Origin of the sequence: Ehrlichia japonica, from assembly GCF_000632845.1 — a bacterium.
GTDB classification, from domain to species: domain Bacteria; phylum Pseudomonadota; class Alphaproteobacteria; order Rickettsiales; family Anaplasmataceae; genus Ehrlichia; species Ehrlichia japonica.
Map to the genome: position 1 here is coordinate 134,865 of NZ_CP007474.1, position 25,618 is coordinate 160,482.

Consider the following 25,618-nt stretch of genomic DNA (forward strand, 5'->3'; position numbering starts at 1 on the left):
CATGTGTTTACTTATTAATCAATGTTGTTTCTGGTTTATATTGCTAAAATAGAATTTATTCTGTTTAATTCAACTGTGATACTATCCTGGTTTTATGAATATAATGTTAGTTTTTTTAAATAATAATTCGGTTAGGGTTTGTGGTTGCTATGTCATTAGGTGTGAGATTGTTGATTTTTTGCACTATAAATTTCATAATTAGGTTACTTATTAGTTGTTAATTCAATTCTAGCATAAAGAAAATGTTAATTTTATATTTAGATAATGATAATTAAGCAGATACTATCGTATATGAATATTAATCTTATTGGTGGGTGTTTGTATAAATATTATAGGGTAAATAAAGGTTTCCTATATGTCTTTTTTTCAAGAAATAATTGGCCGTTCTTCTGATCTAGATCCAAATAATGTCTCTATAAAGAGACGAGATAATAGCTATAATAAAGGGGATTTTATACCTGCAGCTTGTCATTATGATGAGAATACAATATTGAATAAAGATGGTTCACTTGTACAGATAATAAAGATAGAAGATTATATAGTTACTCACTATGTTAATGATAAAGATTTAAGAGCAGCAGTACGTAATAGTATAATTAATAGTATTAAGATTCCTGAGGTTTCTTTTTGGATATATACCGTAAGGAAACCGCATAAATTTGATTTTTTGCGAAAAAATACAAATGATGTTTCTGATGTTTTAAGTGATGTACATCTCAATAATGTAGGCCAACGTGTTACGTATATTAATGAGTTGTATATAGCCGTAGTTACTAATTGTTTACCTGAGACTGTGAAGGGTGTGTTGGGTGCCCTATCATTTTCTCATATAAAAAATAAGCATAAAGATTTTCTGAAAAATAAAATAATTAGATTGAATAAGGTTACTGAGAGTATTTTGGAAAATTTGAGAGAGTTTGAAGCAAGAAAATTAGGATTGATAGTAGTTGATAAAGAAAAGGTAAGGTCAGAATTAGTAGAGTTTTTATACTATTTAACTATGATGCATCATAAGGAATGTTTTCTTGATATGGCAGACATTTCTGGTATATGTAGTAACTGTAATATTGAAATGGGATTTAATGCATTTAAAGTTTCATGTAATAATTATCAAAGATTTGGTACAATATTGGCAATAAAAGATTATCAAGATTCTCCGTTAGATGCATTAGATCAATGTCTGCAACAGGATTATGAATTTATAATAGTTGAGATTATAAGGTTTGCAAAAAGTAAAAATGCGTTAAAGCTTTTTCAAAAACAATCTGTATTTTTAGAATTTAGCAATGATGTTTGGTTAAGGGAAATATCTAATATAGATGATTTTGTGTCAGTTGATACAGATTCTTGGTTGAGTTTTTGTGAACGCAAAATAAGTTTTGTAATAATGTCAAATACTTTACCACAGCTTCATAGTAATATCGATAAGGCTATTACTTCATTAGCATCACTTGGTATTATTTGTGTAAGGTGTGATTTGACTATGGAAGATGATTTCTGGGCACATTTACCTGGGAATTTTTCTTATGTTTTAAATTTTAGATATACTTTAGTAAAATATGCTTGTGCATTTTCATTATTGCACTATTTCCCTTCAGGAGCGCTTCAAGGGAATAAATGGGGGCAGGCAGTTACCATGTTTCTTTCAAATAGGAGTAGACCTTATTTCTTTAGTTTTCATGTTTTAGGGGCAGGACATACTTTAATGGTTGGTAGTCTTCAATCTTCGGTTACTGCGTTGCTGAACTTTCTATTGTCAGAATCTAGGAGGTTAAATACGCGAATTGTCTTATTGGATTATACAGGTAAGTCTATTATTTTTGTGAAAGCTATGGGTGGTCAGTATTATAGAGCAGATCATAGACGTGACTATCAGGAAATGTCATTTAATTTTTTTCAACTTGAAGATAATGTGCCTAATCGTAAGATGGTTGTTGGTGTTCTACAAAGAATGTTAAATGTTAAAAACATAACTGAAGAAATGAGTAGTGCAATAGATAAAGTAGTTGACTACCTTTTTACCTTGCCTATTGAATCTAGAACTATAAGTAGTATTGCTGATCATATAAGTGCACTGGGTAAAGACGCTAGTCAATGGGTAGATAATGGAGAATTTGCACATTTATTGAGGGAGGATGCTAATATTGATTGGAAAGCAGAGGTTTTAGGCTTAAATGTTGGGATGTTATGTTCTAAGCCTCAGTGTGCTTCTGTCTTTATTTATTACTTTTTAAATACTTTAATTAATCATCTTGATGGGTCTCCTACAATTTTAGTAATAGATGAAGCATGGATTTTAGATTACGTTTTTACAGATAATCAAGAATTTGATAAGTGGATTGAAATGATGAATAAATTAAATGTTGTTGTTGTGTTTGCTGGTGAAAATATTCCAGCTATCATTTCCAGTAACGTTATTTATGAGTTTAATAAACATGCTGAAACCCAGATTTTCATGCCGAATTCAGTATCGACTAGTAAAATGTATATGAAAGCATTTAATTTATCAAGGTCAGAATGTAAGACTATATTTCAAATGCCATCTCAGGAAGGATATTTTTTTGTGAAGCAAGATAATGATTCAGTAGTGTTGTCTTTTAATTTACCAAATATACCAGAAAGTAATGTTCTTTCTGCTAATAAAAATACGATTCGGTATATGTATGAATCTATTAATAGTCATGGAGATGATGTAAAAGAATGGTTACCTGCATTTTATAAGAAGTGTAGTGTTTAAAGAGTGCTTTTAAGACCATAAAGATTTATTGGATATAGATAAGTTAGTAAGATTATAGATAGTAATGTGATAAGTGTTAGTACACAGGTAAAATTTGTTAAATGTTTGTTGATAAGAAATTTATCTATATGTGTTAAAAAGAATCAATATTATAAGATTACTGATTATACCTTGTGTAGTAGTGTTAATATTTTACAATAATTTAATTAAAAGAATTGATAAATTTACTTATAGAAGTTTTTCTGATACTTGAACATGTTAAGTAAGATTATAATTATTACTTTAATAAATTTAAAATAGTTAATAAACTTTACTTGCTATTAAGAATTTAAAGAGTTATATATTATACCGTACGACATTATTCAATGGGTTCTGTAAGTTTCATATAAAAAATATGTAAAATTTTTTATATGGATTGCAATTATTAATTAATGATATTTTGTGTCTCATGGGTTATAAACTCTGATTTTCTGTTACGTATGCTGATAAAATATTTTAGATATAGTTATAATATAGCTATGCCATAGTTCTGCTTTATCGTCTATGAAGCAAGAAGTTTCATAAAATATTGTTAAGTTTTTATTCAATAGTTACTGATAGATCATACTTGTTATGTTTCATCGATAGATTTATTGTATTTTATGTAATAGTGTGCGGATAAAGAATATGATATTGCCGGATTTTTATACGTTCCCTACAGTAATTAGGGTAGTTAATTCTATAATTTACCTTTTAAAGGAGAATTTTTGTTTTATGCAAATGATTTATCTTATGCATAAGAAGATTTGGTATAGGTTTTTTGAAGATATCTCTTAAGGACATCAATGATTATTGCTCTGATTTTTTTTACAATAGTTAAGTGTTGTTTATGAAAATGTGGCGTTGTAAAGGTATAAATTTATACTTAGTTATTTTGTTATCCTTCGTTTATACATGTGCACCTTTGCATGCTGTGATGTCTTTTGTAAGTGATGATGTGGTAGCATATGCTTGGCAGAATTATAACACTTACTATGGTCTTCATTTTTCTGATTATTATAAGCCCTTAAATAGTATAGAAAATAGTGTTGATAGTGTTATGATAAAGTTTGCTTCACATAATGATTACAGGGCTAGATCTTTCTTGGAGTATATGTTGGGATTGTATCAAGACCTAGAGAACATGTATGCTGTTGAGTTAGGTGTGCCTTTTAATAGACAAGATCGTACATTTGCTCAACATGATGTAATATTTATGCAATTATCTTCTTACTGGGGGAAGGTAACAATCCATAACATACCTATAGGTGGTTGTAAACCTCTATATGCTGGTACTGCGATTTATGGTTCTGTTGCTGCCATAGCATTTCTGGAAAATACGAGTATTAGCTCGGAAGTCTGTATATGTCTTGTAGGGGACTGTAATGTTAAACCTATAAGAGGTGAATGTAATCAAACCAGTATACGTTGTAAAAAGGTGATCACGGCATCTGATCCTCCACCTTTCTGTAGTATGTTGGATACGTCTAATATAGTTTCTATTACTCCTTTGGCGTTTTCTAAGCAAACTTTTTTCAGCTCTGGAGTTAAAATACATATTTATTCAGGATCTGAAAAACTTTATGCAAAGGAGTTATATGCAAAATCTTATAAGGTAGGTGATAGGACTTCTTATAATATTTCATATGCTGGAGTTCCTTATGAATTTCAAGTCTATAAGGGTAGTTATGGTAAAGTATGTGTGGAATATATTAATAGTGGAGTGAAGGAGAAAGACGTTTGTTTTCCTTCGCCAGAGTTAATGCGTCCTAAGGTGACTCCTAGTGCTAGTGGTGTTCATATACAATATCAAGATTGTCAAGGATTATCTGATTGTAATGTTGATATGTCATCAGGTACACAAAATAAAGATATGGGTTTTTCTGTGATAAAACCTAAGATTAATTTGAATAATTATACTTTGCTCAGTCAGTATAAATGTAAAGATGGGAAAATTGTTGAGGATGTAAATCAATGTGCAAATGGCGTAAGTATGAGACTTGGATACGTAAATGACAATAATGGTAATGTTACATGTGTTATTAATATGCCTTTTGTTCCTATGAAGTATTCTATAAAAAAGAATAATAGAGACTTATGGTTGAATATACATGAGAAAATGCTTTCGGGTTATGGAGTTGTTGATGATGGGAAAGAGTTTGAGAGATATGTAAACTGTGATCATAAGTTTGCAATAGATATTAAAAGCATGACACAAGATCAACTAGATAAAATTAGTAGTGTAAAACAGGATACATTTTTTAATATTGCAGGTCACTATAATGCTAAAAGTGCTGTATGTCGAGGCAGTATGCTTTATAAGTATGAGAATTACAGATTATATGAAGAAGGTGACCAAATATCTTGTAAAGATGTTGTTGAGTTGGATTATGGCACAAGGAAGATTAAAGTATGTAACTCACTTTATGTGAGTGATGATGATTTTACAGATTTCTTTCATGCGGATGGCGAATTAAAGGACATTGTACCTCTGAATCCAATCTTACAGGGTATGTGTGTAAGTAATTTCCCTTCTTATGAGTATAAAAGAAGAACTTTAACAAGAACAATATTACCAACTTCTTATAAATTAAGTATTGATAAACAAAGTACGGAATGTGACTTTCTAAAAATAGAAGCATGGGGTGGAGGGGCATCTGGAATATCAAGATCTGGTAAATCTGGTAAAGCTGGTAACTATGTTATGGGGTTATTAAAATTTGATAAGAATATAATTGATAAGAAGTTAATAATTGAGATTGGAACTGGGGGTAAAGGCGTAAATTCTTTGAGTAATTCTGGTGGAGATACCACTGTAAAGTTGTGTGATGATAATAAGAATTGCTTAGTAAAATTAGTAGCTAATGGTGGTGATGAAGGTGGTAATTATTTGCGGGATAATTCCGAAGGAGTTAATAATCTAGTTCATTACAGATTTGCTCCCGGATTACAGAATTCAGGAGAAAATGAAATATTAGTACCTTATCAAAGTGCAGATATGCCTTATGGTAAAGTAAAAAAAGGGGATAAGGAATGTTTGTGTAGTAGTAATCTTTTAGAGAAAAATTCTAATAAATATTGGGGAGCTGGAGGATGTTCTAGTGTTTATAACTGCGCTCAAGAAGGTGCTGATGGTATGGTGAAATTGACTTGTGAAAAATGGTCAGGACCTGTGGGTAAAATAAAATTAATAGATGAAAATTCATGTGATGATCTTTTGGTTACATTGATAGAGAAAATTAATAAATCAACATCTGCTATACCAAATGAAGTGAAAGAATTTTTGAACAAAATAAGTCAGGTTGACTTTTGTATATATTCAAAAGGTTTTCCGAATTTGATGTCAAGTATGTATAAGTATTTTTCTACAGTTGATGAAATATTCGTTAGTGGTAATGTATCAGGAGATAATTTAGCAGGTCTTCGTAAAGAGTTATTAACTGAATTGAGTAGAGCAGAAGTTAAAGCAATGTTGGCAAAGTTGGGAGTTCATGATTCTCCTGCAACGGTGCTTTTGTATATTGATGCACTTGATTTTAATTTTGGTGTCAATGTATCAAGTGTGTCGTCAGGCTTGTTGAATTATTATGTTTCTGAAGGGGTATTTGATTACAATTTTTCAGAAAATAATACGAGTCATAGTAAAATACCTGATGACGAAGCAATAATGTTTAATATAACCAGTGAAAAGCCAGAACAGTCGTTTAGTTTGGAGTTAAAGGATCAGGAATTTATAAGGCAATATAAAAATTTTATTGATGTAATACATAAGAATGTTGCCATAAAGGGAGAAGGACATAAAAGGAATGATATTGTAGTTTCTTGGATGTATGCTTTCTTTAAATCTGATAAACAACTTTTCGAACTTTATGCAGCTCCTTTTGTTAAATTGATGTTGGGAATGGATCTAAACAAATTTATGAAATGGGGAAACTGTAGTGATGAACACATAAAATTGTTTAAGTCTATAAGTAAGTATGGTGAAAAATTGCCTTCAAAAGTACAAGATTTTATAGGGAAAATAGCTACTGGGGATTTTTGTAACACATTTTCTGAAGTAGCATTGTTGAATTCATACATTACAGAATTGTCTGATTATGTATATAGTTGTGCATTAGGGAATGACGAAGAGGGATGTTTAGAAGGTCAATGGTCTACTAGTCTAGGGTCTGCAGCTTATAAGTTAGAGAAAGCAGTGTATCGTGACTATCAAGTTTTTACTGATGTGGGTGTTACAAGTAATAAAAAAGAGGTGTTTTTATTGCTTGATGCAGCAATATTTAATTATGTAATGTCTAAGTTAAATGTTGGTAATTCTGATATAACTAAAACATTATCGTTACTAAAGTCTAGGTCACCACATATTTTTAGTGAATTACCTTATGACACTATTTTAGAGTTACGGCAAGATGTTAATAATGTGAAGTATGGTGATCATAGGGTGAATATAATTACATTATGGTCTTATGCAACGTACAGTATCTATGAGTGGGATGTTGAAAATTTTAAATCTTTTGTAAGCCTACTGCTGGAGTTAGATATGCAATCTATAAAAATTAGAAGGTGTACTAGTGATGTGCTTGATTTATTCAGGAGATGGGACCTTTACAGAGATAGGTTACCTAAGACCTTACGAGATTTCTTGGATAAAATACTTAACCGAGGTTTCTGTAGACAAGTGTTGAGATTCCCAGAATTAAAGACTGCATTGATAGGATATACGAATGTCTTGAGTGATGCATTGCGTGCAGGTCGTTTATTCAACTTTGGATCTCTATACCATATAGACAATGTTGATAGGAAACAATTATCAAATGTAAAAGAGATATATTCTTATCTTGTGGATCTTTGGTCAGATGTTGGAAAGTTATCTTCTAGCATTGCAAACCTTTTGGATAACCCAGATATCTATAAAATTTTCACTGATACTGGTATTACAAGCAGTAAAGAAGAAATATCTTTAATCATTGATGCGATCATCTTTAATTTATTGGTGTCGGAGACACAGGTTCACAGGGATAAAATGAACACGTTGTTGTTATTGTTTAATGATAATAATCGTGTTACTTCTGTTATGAGTGTAGATAATCGGGATGAGTTTCCTGGTATGGGTATTGTGGCTTTTCAGAGAAACATTACTAATAAGTATGGAGATGACTACGCTCATAACACTGATATAATAGTGTTGTGGTCTTATATATCATATATTTCTTCCGAATCTAGATGGAGTATTCAAAAATGTAAATCTTTTATTAAGTTACTATTAGGAATGGATGTGGATTTTGAAGCACTACAAACATGTGGCAATGATGTCGTTGATTTATTTAAGAAATTGAATACTTATAACAAAGATAAGTTGCCTTTAAAACTTCAACGTTTCTTGGATAAAATAAATGAAAAGAGTTTCTGTAAAAAGATATCGCAGTTTCCAGAACTGGAAACTTCATTAATAATGTATGTAAATGCATTAAGAGATATATTGCGTTCGGATAATGTATTGAAGTTAGGTTCTGCGCCTCATGTATATAATAATATAATATTAGATGAAGAATCTCTTAAAAGTCAAATGAAGGTGTATCATATGCTTCAAGGTTTTCTATCAAATATAAGGAAATCGTTTTTTAGCGTTGTAGATCTTTTGAACAATCCAGATATATATAAAATTTTTACTGATATGGGTATTACAGATAGTGCAGAAGAAATATCTTTGATCGTTGATGCAGTCATCTTTAATTTATTGGTATCAGAAATAAAAATTGAGAAAAAGGTTGAATATAGTGCTGATATTTTTCAGCTGATGAAGTTTAGATTCTTGTCTCTTCCTCCAGGGAAAATGCCTGCTTGGTGGAAGTCTAACTTCTATAGTATTAACAAATTACGACTAATTGATAATAGTGTTGTTAGTCATAGAGTTGATGTGTTTACATTATGGTCTTATATATCACATGCTTTTTTATCCATAATAGATTTTGAAAAGAACCCTAACGCTTTCACCGAAATGCTTTTTCCAGTATATCGGGAATTATATGAAGGATGGGGAAACTGTGATAAAGACGAAATAGCATTTCTTGAATCTATAAATCAATATAGTGAAAAATTCTCTTCCCAGGTACAAATGCTTATAAAACAAAAAATAATGGAAAAGAGTTGTGGACGATCATCTGTGGTACGACTATTAAGCTCATATAGCATACTATTGCGAAAGTATATAGTTCAATGTATATTGAATGATGTGGATACAGAAAGTTGTGTTAATGGTTCTTCCCTACGTGCCAATATATCCCATCTACAGCGTCAAGTTTATGAGAATAACTATAATTATCTGATGTTTCGTCCCTTTTCTCGTAGAACCCACAAGCTAAATACTGATGTGGTAGTTATTCATTATCTGCTGGATCAGTTTGATGTTAATGAACGTAAGAAAATAAGTAGTATATTATCATCCTGGCCTATGTTTCCTAAGGATGATATTACAAGATTACGGCAAGGTGCTAATGGTGATTATAAGGCAAATATGGTTGCATTATGGTTTAGTATGGTACGTTTTTTTAGCTCTATTGACTTGTTACCGTATTTTGTGAGATTGATTATGGAAGGAGAGTAAAGTCTTACAAAATTACTTGTTAGGACAATGAATGGAAGTTTATAGATAAAAACAAAAGCAAAAGTTTTTGAAAAGATATATGGGTTCCTAAAATTTGTAAATATCAAGAAAGTTAAAAAGCAGAATTATAGGTGCATTTAAGAATGTTATCTGTATGAAATATATATGAATTTGATGTATGAAGGCACTATTTTTTATAGAATTCACTGATTTGTAAAAATAATGGCACTGTAAATTTATCAGTGTTTTTGTAAAATGAGCTATAAGAGTAATTGTTATTTACATTACATAACTGCAGCAGTGCTTTGTTTTAGAGAATAGTCATTTTTTATAGATTAATTGGGTGATTAATATAGTACAAAATATGCATTTTAGTATAACTGACTGTTTTATGAAATTTTCTGATTTGTAGAAATAATTGTACTGTAAGTTTTTTATTGGACTATAGAATAATTATTTGCTGCGTTATAAAAGCTATAGCGATGTTTTAGTTCAAGTAGTCAACACTTTTTATGTATTAATTAATGGTTAACATAATTTGTAAATGTGAATTGTGTCTTGTAAAGGCTATTGATTAATTTTTTGCATATGTATAAGAATTTCTACTGTAAATAGTATGTTTAATGTTATGCATAACAATTTAGTTGAATAGTGAGGAGAAAGAAGATTTTATAATATTAGTAGGATTATAGATTGAAGTTCTGTTGATGTTTTTATAGGTGAATTTGATGTGGTTTATTGAGGATAATCACCTGTTTATTACTGGTATTTCAATTTGCTAATCAGCTGTATATATTCTAAAGTATAATTTGATCTTTTAATGATATGACTTGTTATTCACTAATAGCATCTTAACTATAAGGTTGGTTCTGGTGTGTGTTTTATAATGCACAAATCTACAACCATGTAGATAATTGAATGGTATAATATACAATTTTAGATCTATATTTAGATGAGTGTATACCTTCTGTTAAATGGTAAAGTGTGTGTTAAAAAAAATAGCTCTTGTAATATTTTATTTGTATATTATCTTTCCCTACTCTAGTTTATGTGAATGTAGTGATAGTAGTACGTTTTATACTTTGGATGAATTAGACAAGCATAGTCACCCTTTCTGTGATTTTATATTCAAGCAAGTGCCAGTTCTAGACTTTCGTATCGTACCATTTTATATGCATTCATTTTTTGATCCCAAGTTATTTTTTATGCATCCTTCTAAAGGTTTGAAGCTTGTACCGGAGAGAAATGAATCGTTACATGTTGATTTCAAATCTATGATGTCTAGTTATGCAAAACGTGCTAAGGACAGTAATAATCTAGCAGATTATGGTATTGTATATTATGGAATGTATAGAAGTGGAGATAATTTATGTGTCTACTACAATAGTAGTGGCCAATGTGTAAAACAGTGTTTACCAATACCTGCATTAAGGCGACCTGTACTAAAAAATAGTAAAGAGCACGGACTTGTTGCTGAAATTAAAATGAGGAGTGTAATTGAAAGCAATCTAAATAGGGCTACTGGACGTGACTATAGGGATGAAGTAAAGGAAATGTCTATACCAGCCCTAAGTTCTGTATTGGGTGAGTCTATTAAGCTAATACAACCTAAGATGAACATAGAAACTCATGAGTTTGAAACTGGAAAATCCTGTATTGAAGGTAGATGCACTGAAACTATAGAGGAAGTTGCAACTAACAAAATACAGCATGATAGTATAAAATGTTTACAAGGGTTAAATTATGTAAGAAAGGGGTATTATATAAAAAAATATGATAAGACTATAGGAGGGCATAGATATTTCTGGTTAAGATTAAATAAAAAAAAATTAGTGCGTCATAGATATGATGGTGAAACATATTATCCATGTGATGATAGCATGAGTTATGATCTTGATAATATAAACATGAGGTCTTTTGTAACTTCTATTAAAGTTCTTGGTAATCATTATACTATTCCTAGACTTGGACCCAGTATTAATCCGTATAAAGGAAATACAGAGCGAAATTTGTGTAGAAATAGTCAATTATATTTTTATGTTCCAACTTATCTTAGAGAAATTGAGGATGAAAAAGAATGTGTCTTTGGAGAGTTAAAGTATTCTTCTGATGAAGAAAAACATACTAAGAGTTGTTTATATAGTTATACAAGTGATGATTTTCAAACTTTTGGTCCAAGTAGAAATAAAAGTGAATTGGAGAATATGGATTTTATTCTACAAAATAATGGAGTTCCAGATGGATTAGTAGAAAGGAATTTGTATTTTGAGGAAATGTGTGTAGATCAGTTTCCTAAATATGAATATAAGGTTAAAAAGCATATATATGGTGCTAGAACAAAACGGTATGTATACGAAATAGATAGTTATCGTAAATGTGATTTTATAAAAGTTGAGGCTTGGGGAGGAGGTCAAGCTGGGTATATAAAGGATGGTAAAGCTTATTCTGGAGCTCCTGCTCATTATACTCTTGGTATATTAAAAACTAATAATGAACGGTTAAAGGGAAAGAAACTAGTAATATATGTTGGAGAAGGAGGAAGATATCCAGAAGAATATGGAGAAGATACAGTAGTAGCTCTGTGTGATTCTGACACTTTTGATAGTACCTGTCAGATTTCATTTGTAGCTCGTGGATGTACTCATAATGGATGTGAGAAAAATAACTCTTCTATTAATGATGATATTGTGGCGCATTATAGATCTGCTACTGGAGCAGATTTTAGTCAGCAAAGGCCTATATGGTTACAATATTATAGGTTTATTCCATGGGGAAATCCTCATTTTCCTGATAGTTCTATTAGATTAAATCCTGATGATTGTGCAGGACCAGCAAATGCATTTGAGAAAAATCCAAATCAATATCCTGGTTCTGGAGGATGTGCAAATCTCAGTAAATCCATTCAACAAGGTGCAGATGGGTTAGTAAGGTTAACATGTGAAGTATGGAGTGGTAATACTACTCGAGTACAGAATAAGCAAAATGGTAACTACTCTTATGATAAAGATAAGAAATTATTGTGTAGTACAGACGGGGGTGGTGAATGTTTGAGGTCGGTTTGTATATATTCTACAAACAATAGATATATGAAATTTAGGTCTCCTATTACTATGTTTGGCGAGGAATGTAAGCCTCTTGTTAAGCGACAGATCAATCTTCTTGCAAATATCTTTTTTGCAGGTAATAGAATGACTGTGAGACATGTTGGTCGTGATAAGTATTGTTATCAAAATCATGAAGGTAATGCGCCAACTAGAGGTTATGCATCTACTGTTGATCAGGTAGCTTATAGTGGTAAAATTCGTATTAATCGTATAAAGTGTAGGAGAAGTTCGGATAAGATGGGTTTATCATGTTATAGAAGTAAAATAAGTCAGTTAAAGATGTCAGAAGATAAATATGTGTGTTGTTATCACAATATGGATGATCCAAATCATACAAGAGATATTTGTTGGAGAGAAAAAGGTGCTGATATATTAAATAGATTTCATGACAGCAATTTACCTCCAGAATTGAGGCAGAATTTTGATGATGGAGGTAAAGAATTGCTTACTAATCTTTCTATGGCTTCTAAGAAGAAGTCAACGTCTAGTGCACAAACTAAAGTGCAGCAGAGTCAGACAACAAAGGTTATTAATCCTGTAAAATATAATTATGATATAAAAAAACAGTTATCATACTTGTATACTCAAGATAACACTCAATATCTGAAAACTATTGATGCTTATTTGTTGCAGAATAATGATAGTGTATTTGTTAATATGTTAGCCCGAAAGGAGATTAGCTGTCCATTTAATGGTGAAATAAGGGTAGGTGGTTATGAAATAGGTACAAATTCAAAATATAAATGTTATTATAACACATTAAAGGATTATAGGGATTCAAATTCAAGAGACAAGCAACATGTTTTTGATTGGAAAGATGCTAATATTAGGCTTACTGATAGTTTTTTAACATTAGCAAAATTAGGAAATCTTCCAAAAAAATCACAACCTGAAAAACCAGTTAAAAAACAGTCTAATAGTGTGAATTTTACAGTAACAATGGAAGAAGAAAGTCTAATGAATTCAGAATATGCTTATTATCCTCAAGAAAAAACGTTTTGTTTTGACACTACAGATAAGGTACAAAATAAAGGATGTTTAACTTCTTTGTGTATTTACTCTCAAGATGGATCTTTTAATAATTCAGATAGTTATAAGTTGATAAAAGAGGGTGTTAATAATACCAATGCGTGTTTATCTGTAGATGCGATAAAGAGTGATAATAACATGGGTACTGGTGTGAAGATATTATGTTCAAATGATGATCATTGTTGTTATAGTAATGATAAAATAAAAAAGTGTATACCTGATAAAGATCTTGCCTTATCATGTTATAAAGAGAATCAGGAAGGCTCTTATATATGTTGTTATAGTAATATAAAACACCATAATCTTAATCAGAGTAATCAGAGTAATCAGAGTAATTATGTGTGTTGGAAAGGAAACCGAGCTATATGGCAAATACTTGGTTATTATAAGTTGTCAGAAGAAGCTATAAAACAAGTGAATAAGCAGCATGACGAAGTTATGGTGGGGCATATGGAGCAATCAAGGAAAAAGGTTCAAGTAAAAAAGTAGATGCAAAAGCTAGTTAGATGTGTGAACTAAGTATGGTTATATGTTTGTATTTTTCAGGATATAATCTAAATGAGAAAGTCTAGATATGTAATTTTAATGTTGTAGTGTGTAAAAAGTTCTAATCATACATTTTATATTCGTAATAAGTGTTTAGTGATAATAAATTATTTAATCTATGGTTAATATTTAACCAGTGTTATATGCTCAACGTAGATAAGATAATAGTTGTGCTATCCAGGTACTGGCTATTTGGGGATGAATTGACAATTATATAGTAAATTTATTGCTTAAGTTAATTAATCGAATCGATTTTGCTAAGTTTTTTAGAATTTTCTTAAAAATCATAACAATATATTAACTAATATATTATATTTATCATAAAATATAATTAATATAGAGAAATGTTTATGTTAATATATTAAATTTTCTTTTCTACTAAGTATAGATGCTTATGTCTAGATGTGTTTTTAGTCTTATAAAAAGAGTCATGTGTATATTTATATTCATATTTTGTATGAATGCCGCGTGTGCGTTTGGATATAAGGAAATTTCTAATGGGAAACCTAGTGTACGTTATGGTTCCATGTTGTTTCTTGATTATAAAGTAGAATTAACCACTTATATTTCTGGTATCGTGACTATTAATGTAGGAGAGTGTAAATTTGTAGAAGCATATGCAAAGCACTATATTGTTTATGTCGATAAGAGTGATTCTTTACATCCGAGTTTATGTCTATGTTTGGTATCCTCTTGTGAAGGGTTGCCAGAAAAACAATTAGGATGGGCGTCAAAATGTGATGCTAGACCAGCATGTGAAAACATATCCCCAAGGCTATCTCATATACCATTTTGTCCTATAATATTTGAAGACAAAAATATCATTAGATTTGTGCCAGTAGAATTTTCACGTCAAACGTACTTTAAACCAGGTATTAGGCTTATAGTACTAGATGGTGGAAATTTATATAAGGAAGACTTTTTCTTGTCTAGTTATAATTCTGAGAAGAAGAAATATAAAGCTACATTTGCTGGAAAGTTGTATAAGTTTTCAGTATATAGATTTGGAGACAGTAAAATATGTGTTGACTATTATGATAATAAGGGAGCGTTTTTAACTAAGTGTATTCCTATTCCTGCGTTATCTACCACAGTATTACGTAAACATCTAGTTAATAAAGTAGGAATACAGTTTAATAATACTCTTTTAGAACATGGCAACCCTGTTGATGATGATATTATGCGTAAGTTTAATATTAATATCATAAGGCCTAAAATTAATTTGTGGACCCATAAATTCTATTTAGCTGAACGATGTCAAGATGGAGAGCTCGTAGCACTGAATGAATATTGTAAAGGTGGAATAAGTCACGTAAAATATAAGCATGATGATGCAGTTATGGTAAAATGTGTAGATATAAATAAAGTCTTTGGATATGTATTAACACTTTCTACAGATCAGGGAAATAGATGTTTTTGGTTTAAACCTTTACCTTACAAGATGCTACCTTATGTGCGTGTAGGAGAAGAGTATGAACAATGTCCTGGTTATGGGTATGATATAGCAAGTAAGAAGCAAGATTTTTTAGATAATATTTTGATAGATGAAGGTAATTGCTGTATTAACTCTGATGAGCAGAATAGCAGTGAAAAGATTAGTGTTTATCAAGGTAATCACCCTTGCAATAATATCAAAGATTCATGTTATTTCTATAAAAGAACTCTAAAGTATACTACTAAGTCTCCAAAGTTATTTTCTGGAATTCCCCCTAAATTTGTCGAACCTAGTAGATCTGATGTTAGTATGTCACAATACTTTAATGTCGATTTTCAAGAAATATTGACTTTAAATAGATCATGGAAAAGTAAATTACAGCCCTTAGATTATCATTCTATGGGGATGTGTATTGATGATTTTGAAGGTGTAATATATACAGCAACAAAAGGTTTCGCGAATGATAGTATTTCAAATGCTATGTTGTTGAAGTCTAATAAAGCATTGAAAGGTAAAAAACATACGTATAAATTGTTATATCCTTCTAAGTTGCAACATACATATAATGTGCCTGGTAAATGTAATTTTGTAAAAGTAGAAGTTTGGGGTGGAGGGCAATCTGGTAAAATTGATGTTAAAAATTGGACAAATAAAGAAGGGCAACCTGGTGGATATGTAATGGGTATGTTTTATTTAAAAGAATCTCGAAGACATTCTATAAAAGTAGATTTTCAAGGGATTCATCGTCCGATTGATAATAACGATGATGGTATAGGAACAGATACTATAGTTGAGTTTTGTAAAACAGGTAGGTATGGTAAAGTAATGTGTGAAGTGAAGTTAATAGCGGGTGGAGGAGGTGGAAAGTTACAAAATAATATAAAGGAGATGGTAAAAGTTAATAATTTAGTACGTAATAAGGAAATGTTATATTATAGAGTGGTTGATAATCATTTAGATCGTAGATCAGGAAACGTGCCAAGTGGTAAGAGAATAAGATTTATTCCATATCAGGACTTTATGACAGAAGTTTTATGGGAAGAGATAGGGCAAAATGACTGTAAATCAGGAAAGCTTTTAGCTGAGAATAATAGCGCGTATTTTGGAGCTGGTGGTTGTGCAGATGTTAACACTGACTCTACTGAGGAAGGAGCAGTTGGTATGGTAAGAATTACTTGTGAAACTTGGTATAATAGATAGATGCTAGCTTGTGTAGTTAGAAAGTGAAGCTTATCCTATATTAGAGACGTTATGACAGAAGTTTTATTGTGGAGAGAGGTGAATGCGTATTCAGAAAGTTTGTTGTTGAAAATAATAGTGAACATTTTGGAGCTGGTGGCTGTGTAGATGTTAGCACTGACTCTATTGAGGAAGGAGCAGTTGGTATGGTAAGAATTACTTGTGAAACTTGGTATAATAGATAGATGCTAGCTTGTGTAGTTAGAAAGTGAAGCTTATCCTATATTAGAGACGTTATGACAGAAGTTTTATTGTGGAGAGAGGTGAATGCGTATTCAAAAAGTTTGTTGTTGAAAATAATAGTGAACATTTTGGAGCTTGTGGCTATGCAGATGTTAGCACTGACTCTACTGACGAAGGAGCAGTTGGTATGGAAAAATTACCTGTCAAAATCTGAATCAAAGTTAGGCTATAGTTTATATAGCTTTGTATTATAAATTTATGGTAATTATGTAGGCTATGTGTTGATAATGGGTAATTATATAAATTCAAAGTATTATTAGCTTAATAACTTATTTTTGTTGGCTCACTAATATACATTAAATTTTATAATGTTATATTGTGTGTATTATTAATAAGTGGTGTGAATATTTGTGTTATGATGCTTTTAGTGGAGTTGTATGTATGGTTGTTAATTTAGCTTTAGTGTATTGATATGACCCATTTTTCTGTTCTTACTAGCCTTTGTCTTCCCATATATATATATGTTCTCGTTGGCCTTAGTTTCATATTTATAATAATTGTATATATTGTCTCCTAATATGTTATTCATAATACATGGAAAAAGTAATTTTACAGGCTTTAAAGGTAATCCACATATTGCTCTTATTAATTGTTCAAATTGACTAATATTACAGGCATCTAAACTCCAATGTCCAGAGTTATGAGGACGTGGAGCTATTTCATTAACTATTAGTTCTTGTGTATTTGTTATGAAAAATTCAACTGTTAATAAGCCTACTAGATTTATGGATTCTGCAATTTGTAGGGCAATTTTTTGTGCTTGTACATTTATGTCTTGAAAGATTAATGCTGGTACTGATGATGTTGCTAAGATGCCATTAGTGTGATAATTTTCTGCGATTGGAAAGAATTCTATAGATCCGTTGATGCTTTTTGATATTATAACAGATATCTCTTTATGAATTTTTACAAACTTTTCTAAAATATATGGCTGTTCCCAATTGAGATCTAACAGATTATTTAAATCGTCCTGTTGCTTTATTAAATATTGACCTTTCCCATCGTAACCTAGTTCTGTGGTTTTAAGTATAGTAGGATACCCTAATTCTAAGACATTTTTTACTAAATTGTTGTAATTATCAATTACTCTAAAATCTGTGGTTTTAATTCCTAAGTTTCTTATATGCTGTTTTTCTCTTATTCTATTTTGAGAAATATATAGAGCTTCTTTTTTTGGATAAACTGTAGTTTTTTGTGATAATATGTCTATAGAGCTACTAGGAATATTTTCAAATTCTAAGGTTGCAATGTCGACGTTAGCTGCAAATTTAAGCAATAATTCTGTATTGTGGTAATTGTCTAATATAGTTACGTGCTTAGTGGTGTATACTGATGGGTCATCTGGATTGTCAGTTAATAAATGTGTTTTATATCCTAATTCTGCTGCAGCAATGGATATCATTTTTCCTAATTGGCCTCCACCTATGATTCCAATAGTAGATCCAGGGCTGACGTATGAATTGTATGGCATGATAATCAGTTTATTGTTATGTTTTCAAAGTTAATAATAATCTGCCTAAAAAAAACAAGTCAATTAAATAATAAAGTGTGATTTTTTTGATACTAGATTATAGCATCCTATATTTGTGACATAGTGTTTGTGCAATAGCTTTTGTTATAAAAAATTTAATGTGATGTGCATAATTAATATTGTACTAATTTTAAAGATTGTTTTTGATTATTTCAGATCATAAATTTCAAGTATTGTATGTTGATATATTAGTCAGATTAGTGTACCATTTATTATGTAACTGAGGGTTATTTATGACGCTGCAATATTATAGCATGACCAAGCTTATTGAGGTTAAGGTTGTTCCAAGTTACTTAGAAGAGCAATCTGCTCCACATGAAAATTGTTATATATGGTTATATAGCATCAGAGTTAAGAATAGAAGTAATTCTACAGTTCAACTTTTAAGGAGGAGTTGGAAAATCATTGATTCAGCAGGTATTATTAATGAGGTAACAGGTTTGGGGGTAATAGGAAAGCAGCCTGTATTAAAACCTGGAGAATTTTTTGAATATACCAGTGGTGCATATCTGAGTACTCCGTCCGGTATGATGCATGGAGAATATCAATTTATGGATGAAGATGCTGCGCAGATTTTTTATGTTAGTATACCAATGTTCTCATTAGATAGTCCTTATGTTAATACAAAACCACATTAATGTTTCTGGTTATTTTAGTTGTTAGCTCCAAATTATGTGGTATATTGAAATATAGTTTTTTATATATTTTTGCTTCTATTGAAGTACATCTGTAGTTAAGTTAGTAATTATTTGAATTTTAGTCATAAGATGTGAATGTGAACTTTAGCATGGTTATTACTATTTTTATGTTGGGTAATCTGTTGTTTGGGAAAAGGCTATTAAGGATATGTTATATATTTTACAATAAATACTCTTCTTGATTTTTTAATAAAAATTTGTTATATATTTACCTTAGCTGAAATGAGTATAAATAATTGTTTAGAATTACCTGTTAGAAAAGATATTTTTTGGCGTTTTCATTTCAAGTTATAGTAAGCATGAGTATGCTATTTAGTTACTCGTTTAGCTGAGTTGCATTGTAGAAAGGTATACTTTAATAGAGTAATGTGTAGTTAAACTTAAATAAGAAATCACCTATGTGATACTTTAACTTAAAGATTTGAGTTATATACTAAGCTTTCTATATGATATATTAAGTTATCTGGATAAAAAGGTAAATTGTAAGGAGTATATGGTGTGGGATTTTTAGATTCTCTTAATTCAAGAAAAAAGTTAGCTGTAGGAAAAAGTTCTTATGAATACTTTAGCTTGAAAGCTGCAAGCAGTAAGTTGGAGATTGATATTACTAGGTTACCATATTCGTTAAAAATATTGTTTGAGAATTTATTGCGTAATGAAGATGGTTATGGTGTTAAGGTTGAGGATATAAAAAAATTAGCTCAATGTGTTAATGAACATGTAAACTATGAAATTAATTTTTCTCCGGCTCGGGTGTTAATGCAAGATTTTACTGGTGTACCAGCAGTAGTTGATTTAGCTGCAATGCGTGATTACGTAAAAGAAAGTGGTGGAGATCCAAGCATAATTAATCCTAAAATACCAGTTGATTTGGTTATTGATCACTCAATACAAGTTGATTTTTATGGGAAAGAAGATGCATTTAATAAAAATATATCTGTAGAGATACAAAGGAATTTAGAAAGATATAAGTTTTTAAAATGGGGGCAACATGCTTTTAGAAATTTTCGTGTTGTACCTCCTGGAGCCGGTATATGTCATCAGGTTAATTTAGAGCATATTGCTAAAGTTGTATGGAATGAAGGGGATTTAGTATATCCAGACACTTTAGTAGGTACTGATAGCCACACAACTATGATTAACGGTTTATCTGTTTTAGGGTGGGGAGTAGGTGGTATAGAAGCTGAAGCAGTAATGTTAGGTCAGCCTATTACTATGCTTATTCCTAAAGTTGTAGGATTTAAGTTGATAGGGAAATTATCTGAAGGTGTTACTGCAACAGATATGGTGTTGACTATCACTAATATTTTGAGAAACAAAGGAGTTGTAGGAAAATTTGTTGAGTTCTATGGAGATGGGTTAAGTGGTTTGTCGATTCCAGATAGAGCTACTATTGCTAATATGTCTCCTGAATATGGTGCTACATGTGGATTTTTCCCGATAGATCATAAAACTTTAGAGTATTTAGAGATAACAGGACGTGATTCGTCTCTAATAGATTTAGTAGAATCCTATGCTAAAGAGCAGTGTTTATGGTATACCAAGGAAGAGCCGCATTATGATGATAAAATAGAATTTAATCTAGAGACGGTGCAACCTGTGCTTGCTGGCCCAAAAAGGCCTCAAGATAAAATTTTTCTTTCTGAAGTAAAAGCAGCATTACAGAATTTATTACCAACTTCAAGATCAACAGTTGGTGCAAGGGACAAATCTTTACAAGATGGAGATGTAGTTATTGCTGCAATAACCAGTTGTACGAATACATCAAATCCTAACGTTATGATTGCTGCTGGACTTATTGCTCGCAAAGCAAATATGTTGAATTTGAAATCTAAGACATGGGTAAAAACTTCATTAGCTCCAGGTTCACAAGTTGTTACAGAATACCTAGTGAAGTCGGGGTTACAAAAAGATTTGAATGCGCTAGGGTTCCATTTGGTTGGATATGGATGTACTACTTGTATAGGGAATTCTGGTCCCTTAAATCCTGATATTGAAGAAGATATCAAAGTCAATAATTTAGTTGTTGCATCTGTTTTGTCTGGTAATCGTAACTTTGAAGGAAGGATACATCCTTCTGTAAAAGCTAATTTTTTGGCTTCCCCACCTCTTGTTGTAGCTTATGCTTTGGCTGGTACTGTGAATATTAATATTCACGAAGATCCAATAGCTGTAGATGACAATGGAAGAGATGTTTATTTACGTGATATATGGCCTTCTAATGATGAGATCAATGAAGTTATCCGTAAAACTATTGATAAACAGATGTTTGTTGATAGATATAAGCATATTTTTAATGGAGGAAAATATTGGAAAGATTTAAAATATATTGATAGTGATATATATTCATGGGATCCAGATAGTACTTACATACAAAGTCCAACATATTTTAAGAATTTATCTCCTAATATAGATGTGAATAATAGTATTGATATTAATAATGCAAGAATTTTGGCTTTGCTAGGTGATAGTGTTACTACTGATCATATTTCTCCAGCTGGTAATATTGCTAAAAATAGTCCAGCAGGTATGTTTTTAATGAAGAATAATATTATGGTACAAGACTTTAATTCATACGGATCACGGAGAGGAAATCATCACATAATGACGCGTGGTACTTTTGCTAATATTCGTATACGTAACGAGATGGTAAATTGTGAAGGTGGTTTTACTAAGTATGTTCCTACTGGTAAAGAAATGCCAATATTTGATGCATCGCAACTTTATCAACAAAATAACATACCATTAGTTGTTATTGCCGGGAAAGAATATGGTACTGGTTCTAGTAGAGATTGGGCGGCTAAAGGTACTTTCTTCTTAAATATCAGGGCTATTATAGCTGAAAGTTTTGAACGCATCCATAGATCTAACCTTATTGGTATGGGTGTACTACCATTAACTTTCAAGGAGGGTTATACAAGGAAAACTTTGAATTTAGTAGGTGATGAAGAAATTAGCATTGTTGGTAAAATTGGTGTAGGTCAAGAGGTAGAGTGCATTATTTTTAGAAGAGAGGGTAATATTCGTCGAAGTATAAAATTAATTTGCAACCTCAATACCGCAACTGAAGTTGATTATTTTAACAGTGGTGGTGTTTTGCAATATGTACTAATGAAGATGATGTACAGCTAATCCTCTTTTTTTCTAAATGATATTATATGTATATCACGTTATTATAATAAATACATAGACTTTGCAATGCTAATGCATGTGATGTGCTGGAATAAAGATATAAGTACTAATTCTACTAGCACTGCTAGACATAGGCCTTTTTATTGCTTAACTCTTGGTCAATAAAAAGTATATGGTTGCACTATTGAGATATTTGTGGAATGTGCAAGTACTATGTTTGTAATATATTTATTAAACTGTTGTAAGTGAGTTGATAGATAAGTACTACGAATTTATACATACTTAGACCTGCGAGATTATACTAAAAAATAAAGATGAAATATATACAGTGCTAGCACATACTGAATATGTGCGTTTCTTAATTATCTATTCTTGAAAACTGCCGCCCTACACATGGAATTTTATATTATAAAATGCATAGTAAGATGAAATAAAAAGGATGTGTATACAAATGCTGACACTACTCGAACAGATCTTTTTCCTTATTCTATTACTTTTGGTACAACAAAAAAGTCATGTTCTTGTTCAGGAGATTCAGATAATACTATATCTTTTATGTTGCCATCATTAACAATATCTTTACGTAAAGGAAGTCTACAATCGTAATGTATGCCGCCATTACTTATAGGAGTAACATTTTTAGTATCAATTTGTGATATTGTTTGTATCCAATTTAATACTTCCTCTAATTCTCTGAGATGATAATCGATTTCTTGATCATTGAGCCTTATCCTAGTCAACTTTGCAGCTTGTAGTAAATCATTTTTGGTTAGTGACTTACTTGGGCATGAGCGTGCATTAGAAGTATGATTTTCAAGTCTTTTTTCTGTCAATTTTTTCCTTAAGCTTATGCTAAACTATATAGTATATAGTTACTTAGAAATTTATCAATGGATAAAGTTTGAATTTTTGATGTGTTAAAAGAATTATGATTTATTGTGTCAGTGATTGTTAAACTGTCCAGCTTTGAATTGGTTATTTTTTCTATTGCACTGCCAGATAATACTCCATGTGTAACATATGCACTAACTTGTAGAGCTCCTCTATCTTTTAAAGCTAATGCTGCATTGCACAATGTGCCAGCTGAATCTACAATGTCATCGACTATAATACAATCTTTATTTTCTACATTACCAGTTATGTTCATCACTTCAGATACACCAGGTTTTGCTCTATATTTATCTATAACTACTACTTGAATATCATTGTGTAATTTCCACTGTTTTGATAGTGCATTTGTAAAAATTCTGGTTCTATTTAATGCGCCGTAGTCAGGAGATACAACTACTAAATTATCCCTATTGTACTTTTTTGTAATATCTTTTATGAAAACAGTATGAGGACTTAAATTGGTAATTGCTATATCAAAGAAACCAGCTAATTGATTTGAATGTAAATCAATGAAGATAATGTTATTTACATTTGCTGTCCTTAACACGTTAATAATGACTTTTGCGCTTAATGCAGAGATCATTAAGTTGTTATCATCTAAATTTCTATACATTACCCTATCTTGCCTAGTGTAACAGAGGTATGGTATTATCATAGTTGTTTTTCTAGGATATAATGTTCTGTTGATTGCATCTGTCAATAAGAGCAACTCTAGTAAATTATCATGTGCTGGAAAGCAAAGAGAATTTATGATTATGACGTGCTTATTTTTGTCATCTTGGTTTTCTTGAATTTCTACATTTATTTCTTGATCAGAAAAATGAGAGATACACGAGTTAACCAACTTTATACCTGTGATTTTTGATATGCACTTTGCTAAGTTGATACTAGATGTACCAGAAGATATTAACATCGAAAAGAATCTATATGTAAAATGGATGCTCTGATGATACGTAATGGTTTACTAAAAGTAAATAGGTATTTTTTAATAATATGTGTTATCATACAGTAATCTTTTTAGGATGATAGTGGTAAGTAAGCAAGATGTATTAGATGCATTGTTGACAGTTATTGATCGTAATAGCAATAAAAATGTTATTGAATTGGGATTAATAAGGTCCGTATTAGTAAATGATAATATTGTGCATTGTATATTGAATTTATCAGATGAGCATCCAATAGAACAAAAAAATATGATTGAAAAAAAATGTAGGGATGCAATTAATGCTGTACCAAATCTTAAAGAGTTGAAAATTGTGTTTATTACTACACATAATGCTGTTAATGGAATAAATAAAAAAATGCCTGTAAACAAGATATCGATTCCGGGGATAAAAAATATAATACTTATATCTTCAGGTAAAGGTGGTGTAGGTAAGTCTACAATTGCTGTGAATATAGCACTGTCTTTATTACGAAAAGGATATAAATCAGCATTAGTTGATCTTGATATTTATGGACCATCCATACCTCATATGTTGGGTCTTAAAAAGACTACTAATCCTGAAATAGATCATAATAATTACATGATTCCAATTACGAGATATGGTCTTAAAAGTATGTCAATAGGATATTTGATTGATAAAAATAATGCTGCTATTTGGCGTGGTCCTATGGTGACAAAGGCAATATATAGTCTCATGATAAATACAGTGTGGGGGGAAGTAGATTATTTAGTAATAGATACACCTCCTGGTACAGGTGATGTACACATTAGTCTTGTTGAGAAATTTAAAGTTACTGGTGTTGTTGTGGTTTCTACGCCTCAAGATTTAGCTATTATTGATGCAGTAAAGATATGTGATATGATGAAGAAAATGAATGTTCATATTATTGGGCTAGTAGAGAATATGAGTTATTTCATCAATTCTGATTCTGGTGATAAGACTTACATTTTTGGTAAACAAGGCGTACATAGAATAGCAAGTGAATTGAATGTAGATTTTCTTGGGGAGGTAGCATTGTATCCTCAAATATGTAGTGTGGCGGAATTGGGAGATCCATTGGCATTGGATCATGAGATATGTAAGATTTATGATAATATTACTGATAATGTATTACATAGTATGAAAAATAAATGTATAAATTAATATTATGATTGTTGTGTTTTTGTCATTTTATTCTCATCATGTAAGAATTTATACCGTTATTTCTTAATAATCAAAGGTTATCTATATTGTGAAGTTTACCTAACTAAAAAAGTGTATATGTAATTGTGGTCTATCAAGTTAGTGCTTGGAGGTATGTATGAGATTGTATTGTGTCAAAATATGGGTATTGAGTGACTGTAGAATGGTGATTGTTAATTCTTTATAGTGTTTTTATCATGGTTATATAAGATTCTATAGCATTTTTTTCAAACTATATATTGCAATGACTAAAGTTCCTTTGCTCAAGAGTATATGTAATTG

General features: G+C 30.8%; 12 protein-coding genes. 9 read left to right on the plus strand and 3 right to left on the minus strand.

The window, feature by feature from the left end:
* Positions 1–355 precede the first annotated feature (355 nt).
* From EHF_RS00610 to EHF_RS04680, 6 genes are all read left to right on the plus strand, one after another.
* Positions 356–2,737 (plus strand): VirB4 family type IV secretion/conjugal transfer ATPase, encoded by a 2,382-nt coding sequence (locus EHF_RS00610; RefSeq protein WP_044194052.1) that lies wholly within the window; start codon positions 356–358, stop codon positions 2,735–2,737.
* A gap of 868 nt (positions 2,738–3,605) precedes the next feature.
* Complete coding sequence (gene etpE / locus EHF_RS00615; RefSeq protein ID WP_084475723.1) at positions 3,606–9,359, plus strand: entry-triggering protein EtpE; 5,754 nt, start codon at positions 3,606–3,608, stop codon at positions 9,357–9,359.
* A 986-nt stretch (positions 9,360–10,345) separates the two neighbouring features.
* The gene (locus EHF_RS00620; protein ID WP_232228950.1) at positions 10,346–13,981 is read left to right on the plus strand and encodes a hypothetical protein; all 3,636 of its coding nucleotides are present in this window, start codon (positions 10,346–10,348) and stop codon (positions 13,979–13,981) included.
* A gap of 514 nt (positions 13,982–14,495) precedes the next feature.
* Positions 14,496–16,673, plus strand: a complete 2,178-nt coding sequence (locus EHF_RS00625) for a hypothetical protein (RefSeq protein WP_232228951.1) — start codon at positions 14,496–14,498, stop codon at positions 16,671–16,673.
* 68 nt (positions 16,674–16,741) lie between these two features.
* Entirely contained in the window at positions 16,742–16,897 is a 156-nt protein-coding gene (locus EHF_RS04675) for a hypothetical protein (RefSeq protein ID WP_156928248.1), read from the plus strand.
* A 68-nt stretch (positions 16,898–16,965) separates the two neighbouring features.
* Positions 16,966–17,109: a hypothetical protein gene (locus EHF_RS04680; protein WP_156928249.1), complete on the plus strand. Its 144-nt coding sequence runs from the start codon at positions 16,966–16,968 to the stop codon at positions 17,107–17,109.
* A 234-nt stretch (positions 17,110–17,343) separates the two neighbouring features.
* Here the strand turns inward: EHF_RS04680 and EHF_RS00630 are convergent, their stop codons facing one another.
* Complete coding sequence (locus EHF_RS00630) at positions 17,344–18,426, minus strand: 5-(carboxyamino)imidazole ribonucleotide synthase (protein ID WP_044194056.1); 1,083 nt, start codon at positions 18,424–18,426, stop codon at positions 17,344–17,346.
* 293 nt (positions 18,427–18,719) lie between these two features.
* Here EHF_RS00630 and apaG point away from each other — a divergent pair, with 293 nt between their 5' ends.
* Together apaG and acnA are read left to right on the plus strand one after the other, a co-directional pair.
* Positions 18,720–19,124 carry a Co2+/Mg2+ efflux protein ApaG gene (apaG, locus tag EHF_RS00635; protein ID WP_044194058.1) on the plus strand — a complete coding sequence of 135 codons (405 nt, stop codon included), beginning with the start codon at positions 18,720–18,722 and terminating at the stop codon, positions 19,122–19,124.
* A gap of 558 nt (positions 19,125–19,682) precedes the next feature.
* Complete coding sequence (gene acnA / locus EHF_RS00640; protein WP_044194060.1) at positions 19,683–22,316, plus strand: aconitate hydratase AcnA; 2,634 nt, start codon at positions 19,683–19,685, stop codon at positions 22,314–22,316.
* A gap of 482 nt (positions 22,317–22,798) precedes the next feature.
* Here the strand turns inward: acnA and gatC are convergent, their stop codons facing one another.
* Together gatC and prs are read right to left on the minus strand one after the other, a co-directional pair.
* Complete coding sequence (gene gatC, locus EHF_RS00645; protein ID WP_044194062.1) at positions 22,799–23,149, minus strand: Asp-tRNA(Asn)/Glu-tRNA(Gln) amidotransferase subunit GatC; 351 nt, start codon at positions 23,147–23,149, stop codon at positions 22,799–22,801.
* 14 nt (positions 23,150–23,163) lie between these two features.
* Positions 23,164–24,120, minus strand: a complete 957-nt coding sequence (gene prs / locus EHF_RS00650) for a ribose-phosphate diphosphokinase (RefSeq protein ID WP_044194064.1) — start codon at positions 24,118–24,120, stop codon at positions 23,164–23,166.
* A gap of 115 nt (positions 24,121–24,235) precedes the next feature.
* On the opposite strand from prs, the gene EHF_RS00655 reads away from it, so the two are divergent.
* A complete protein-coding gene (locus EHF_RS00655) occupies positions 24,236–25,297 on the plus strand; it encodes an Mrp/NBP35 family ATP-binding protein (RefSeq protein ID WP_044195756.1) in 1,062 nt (353 codons plus the stop codon).
* Positions 25,298–25,618 lie beyond the last annotated feature (321 nt).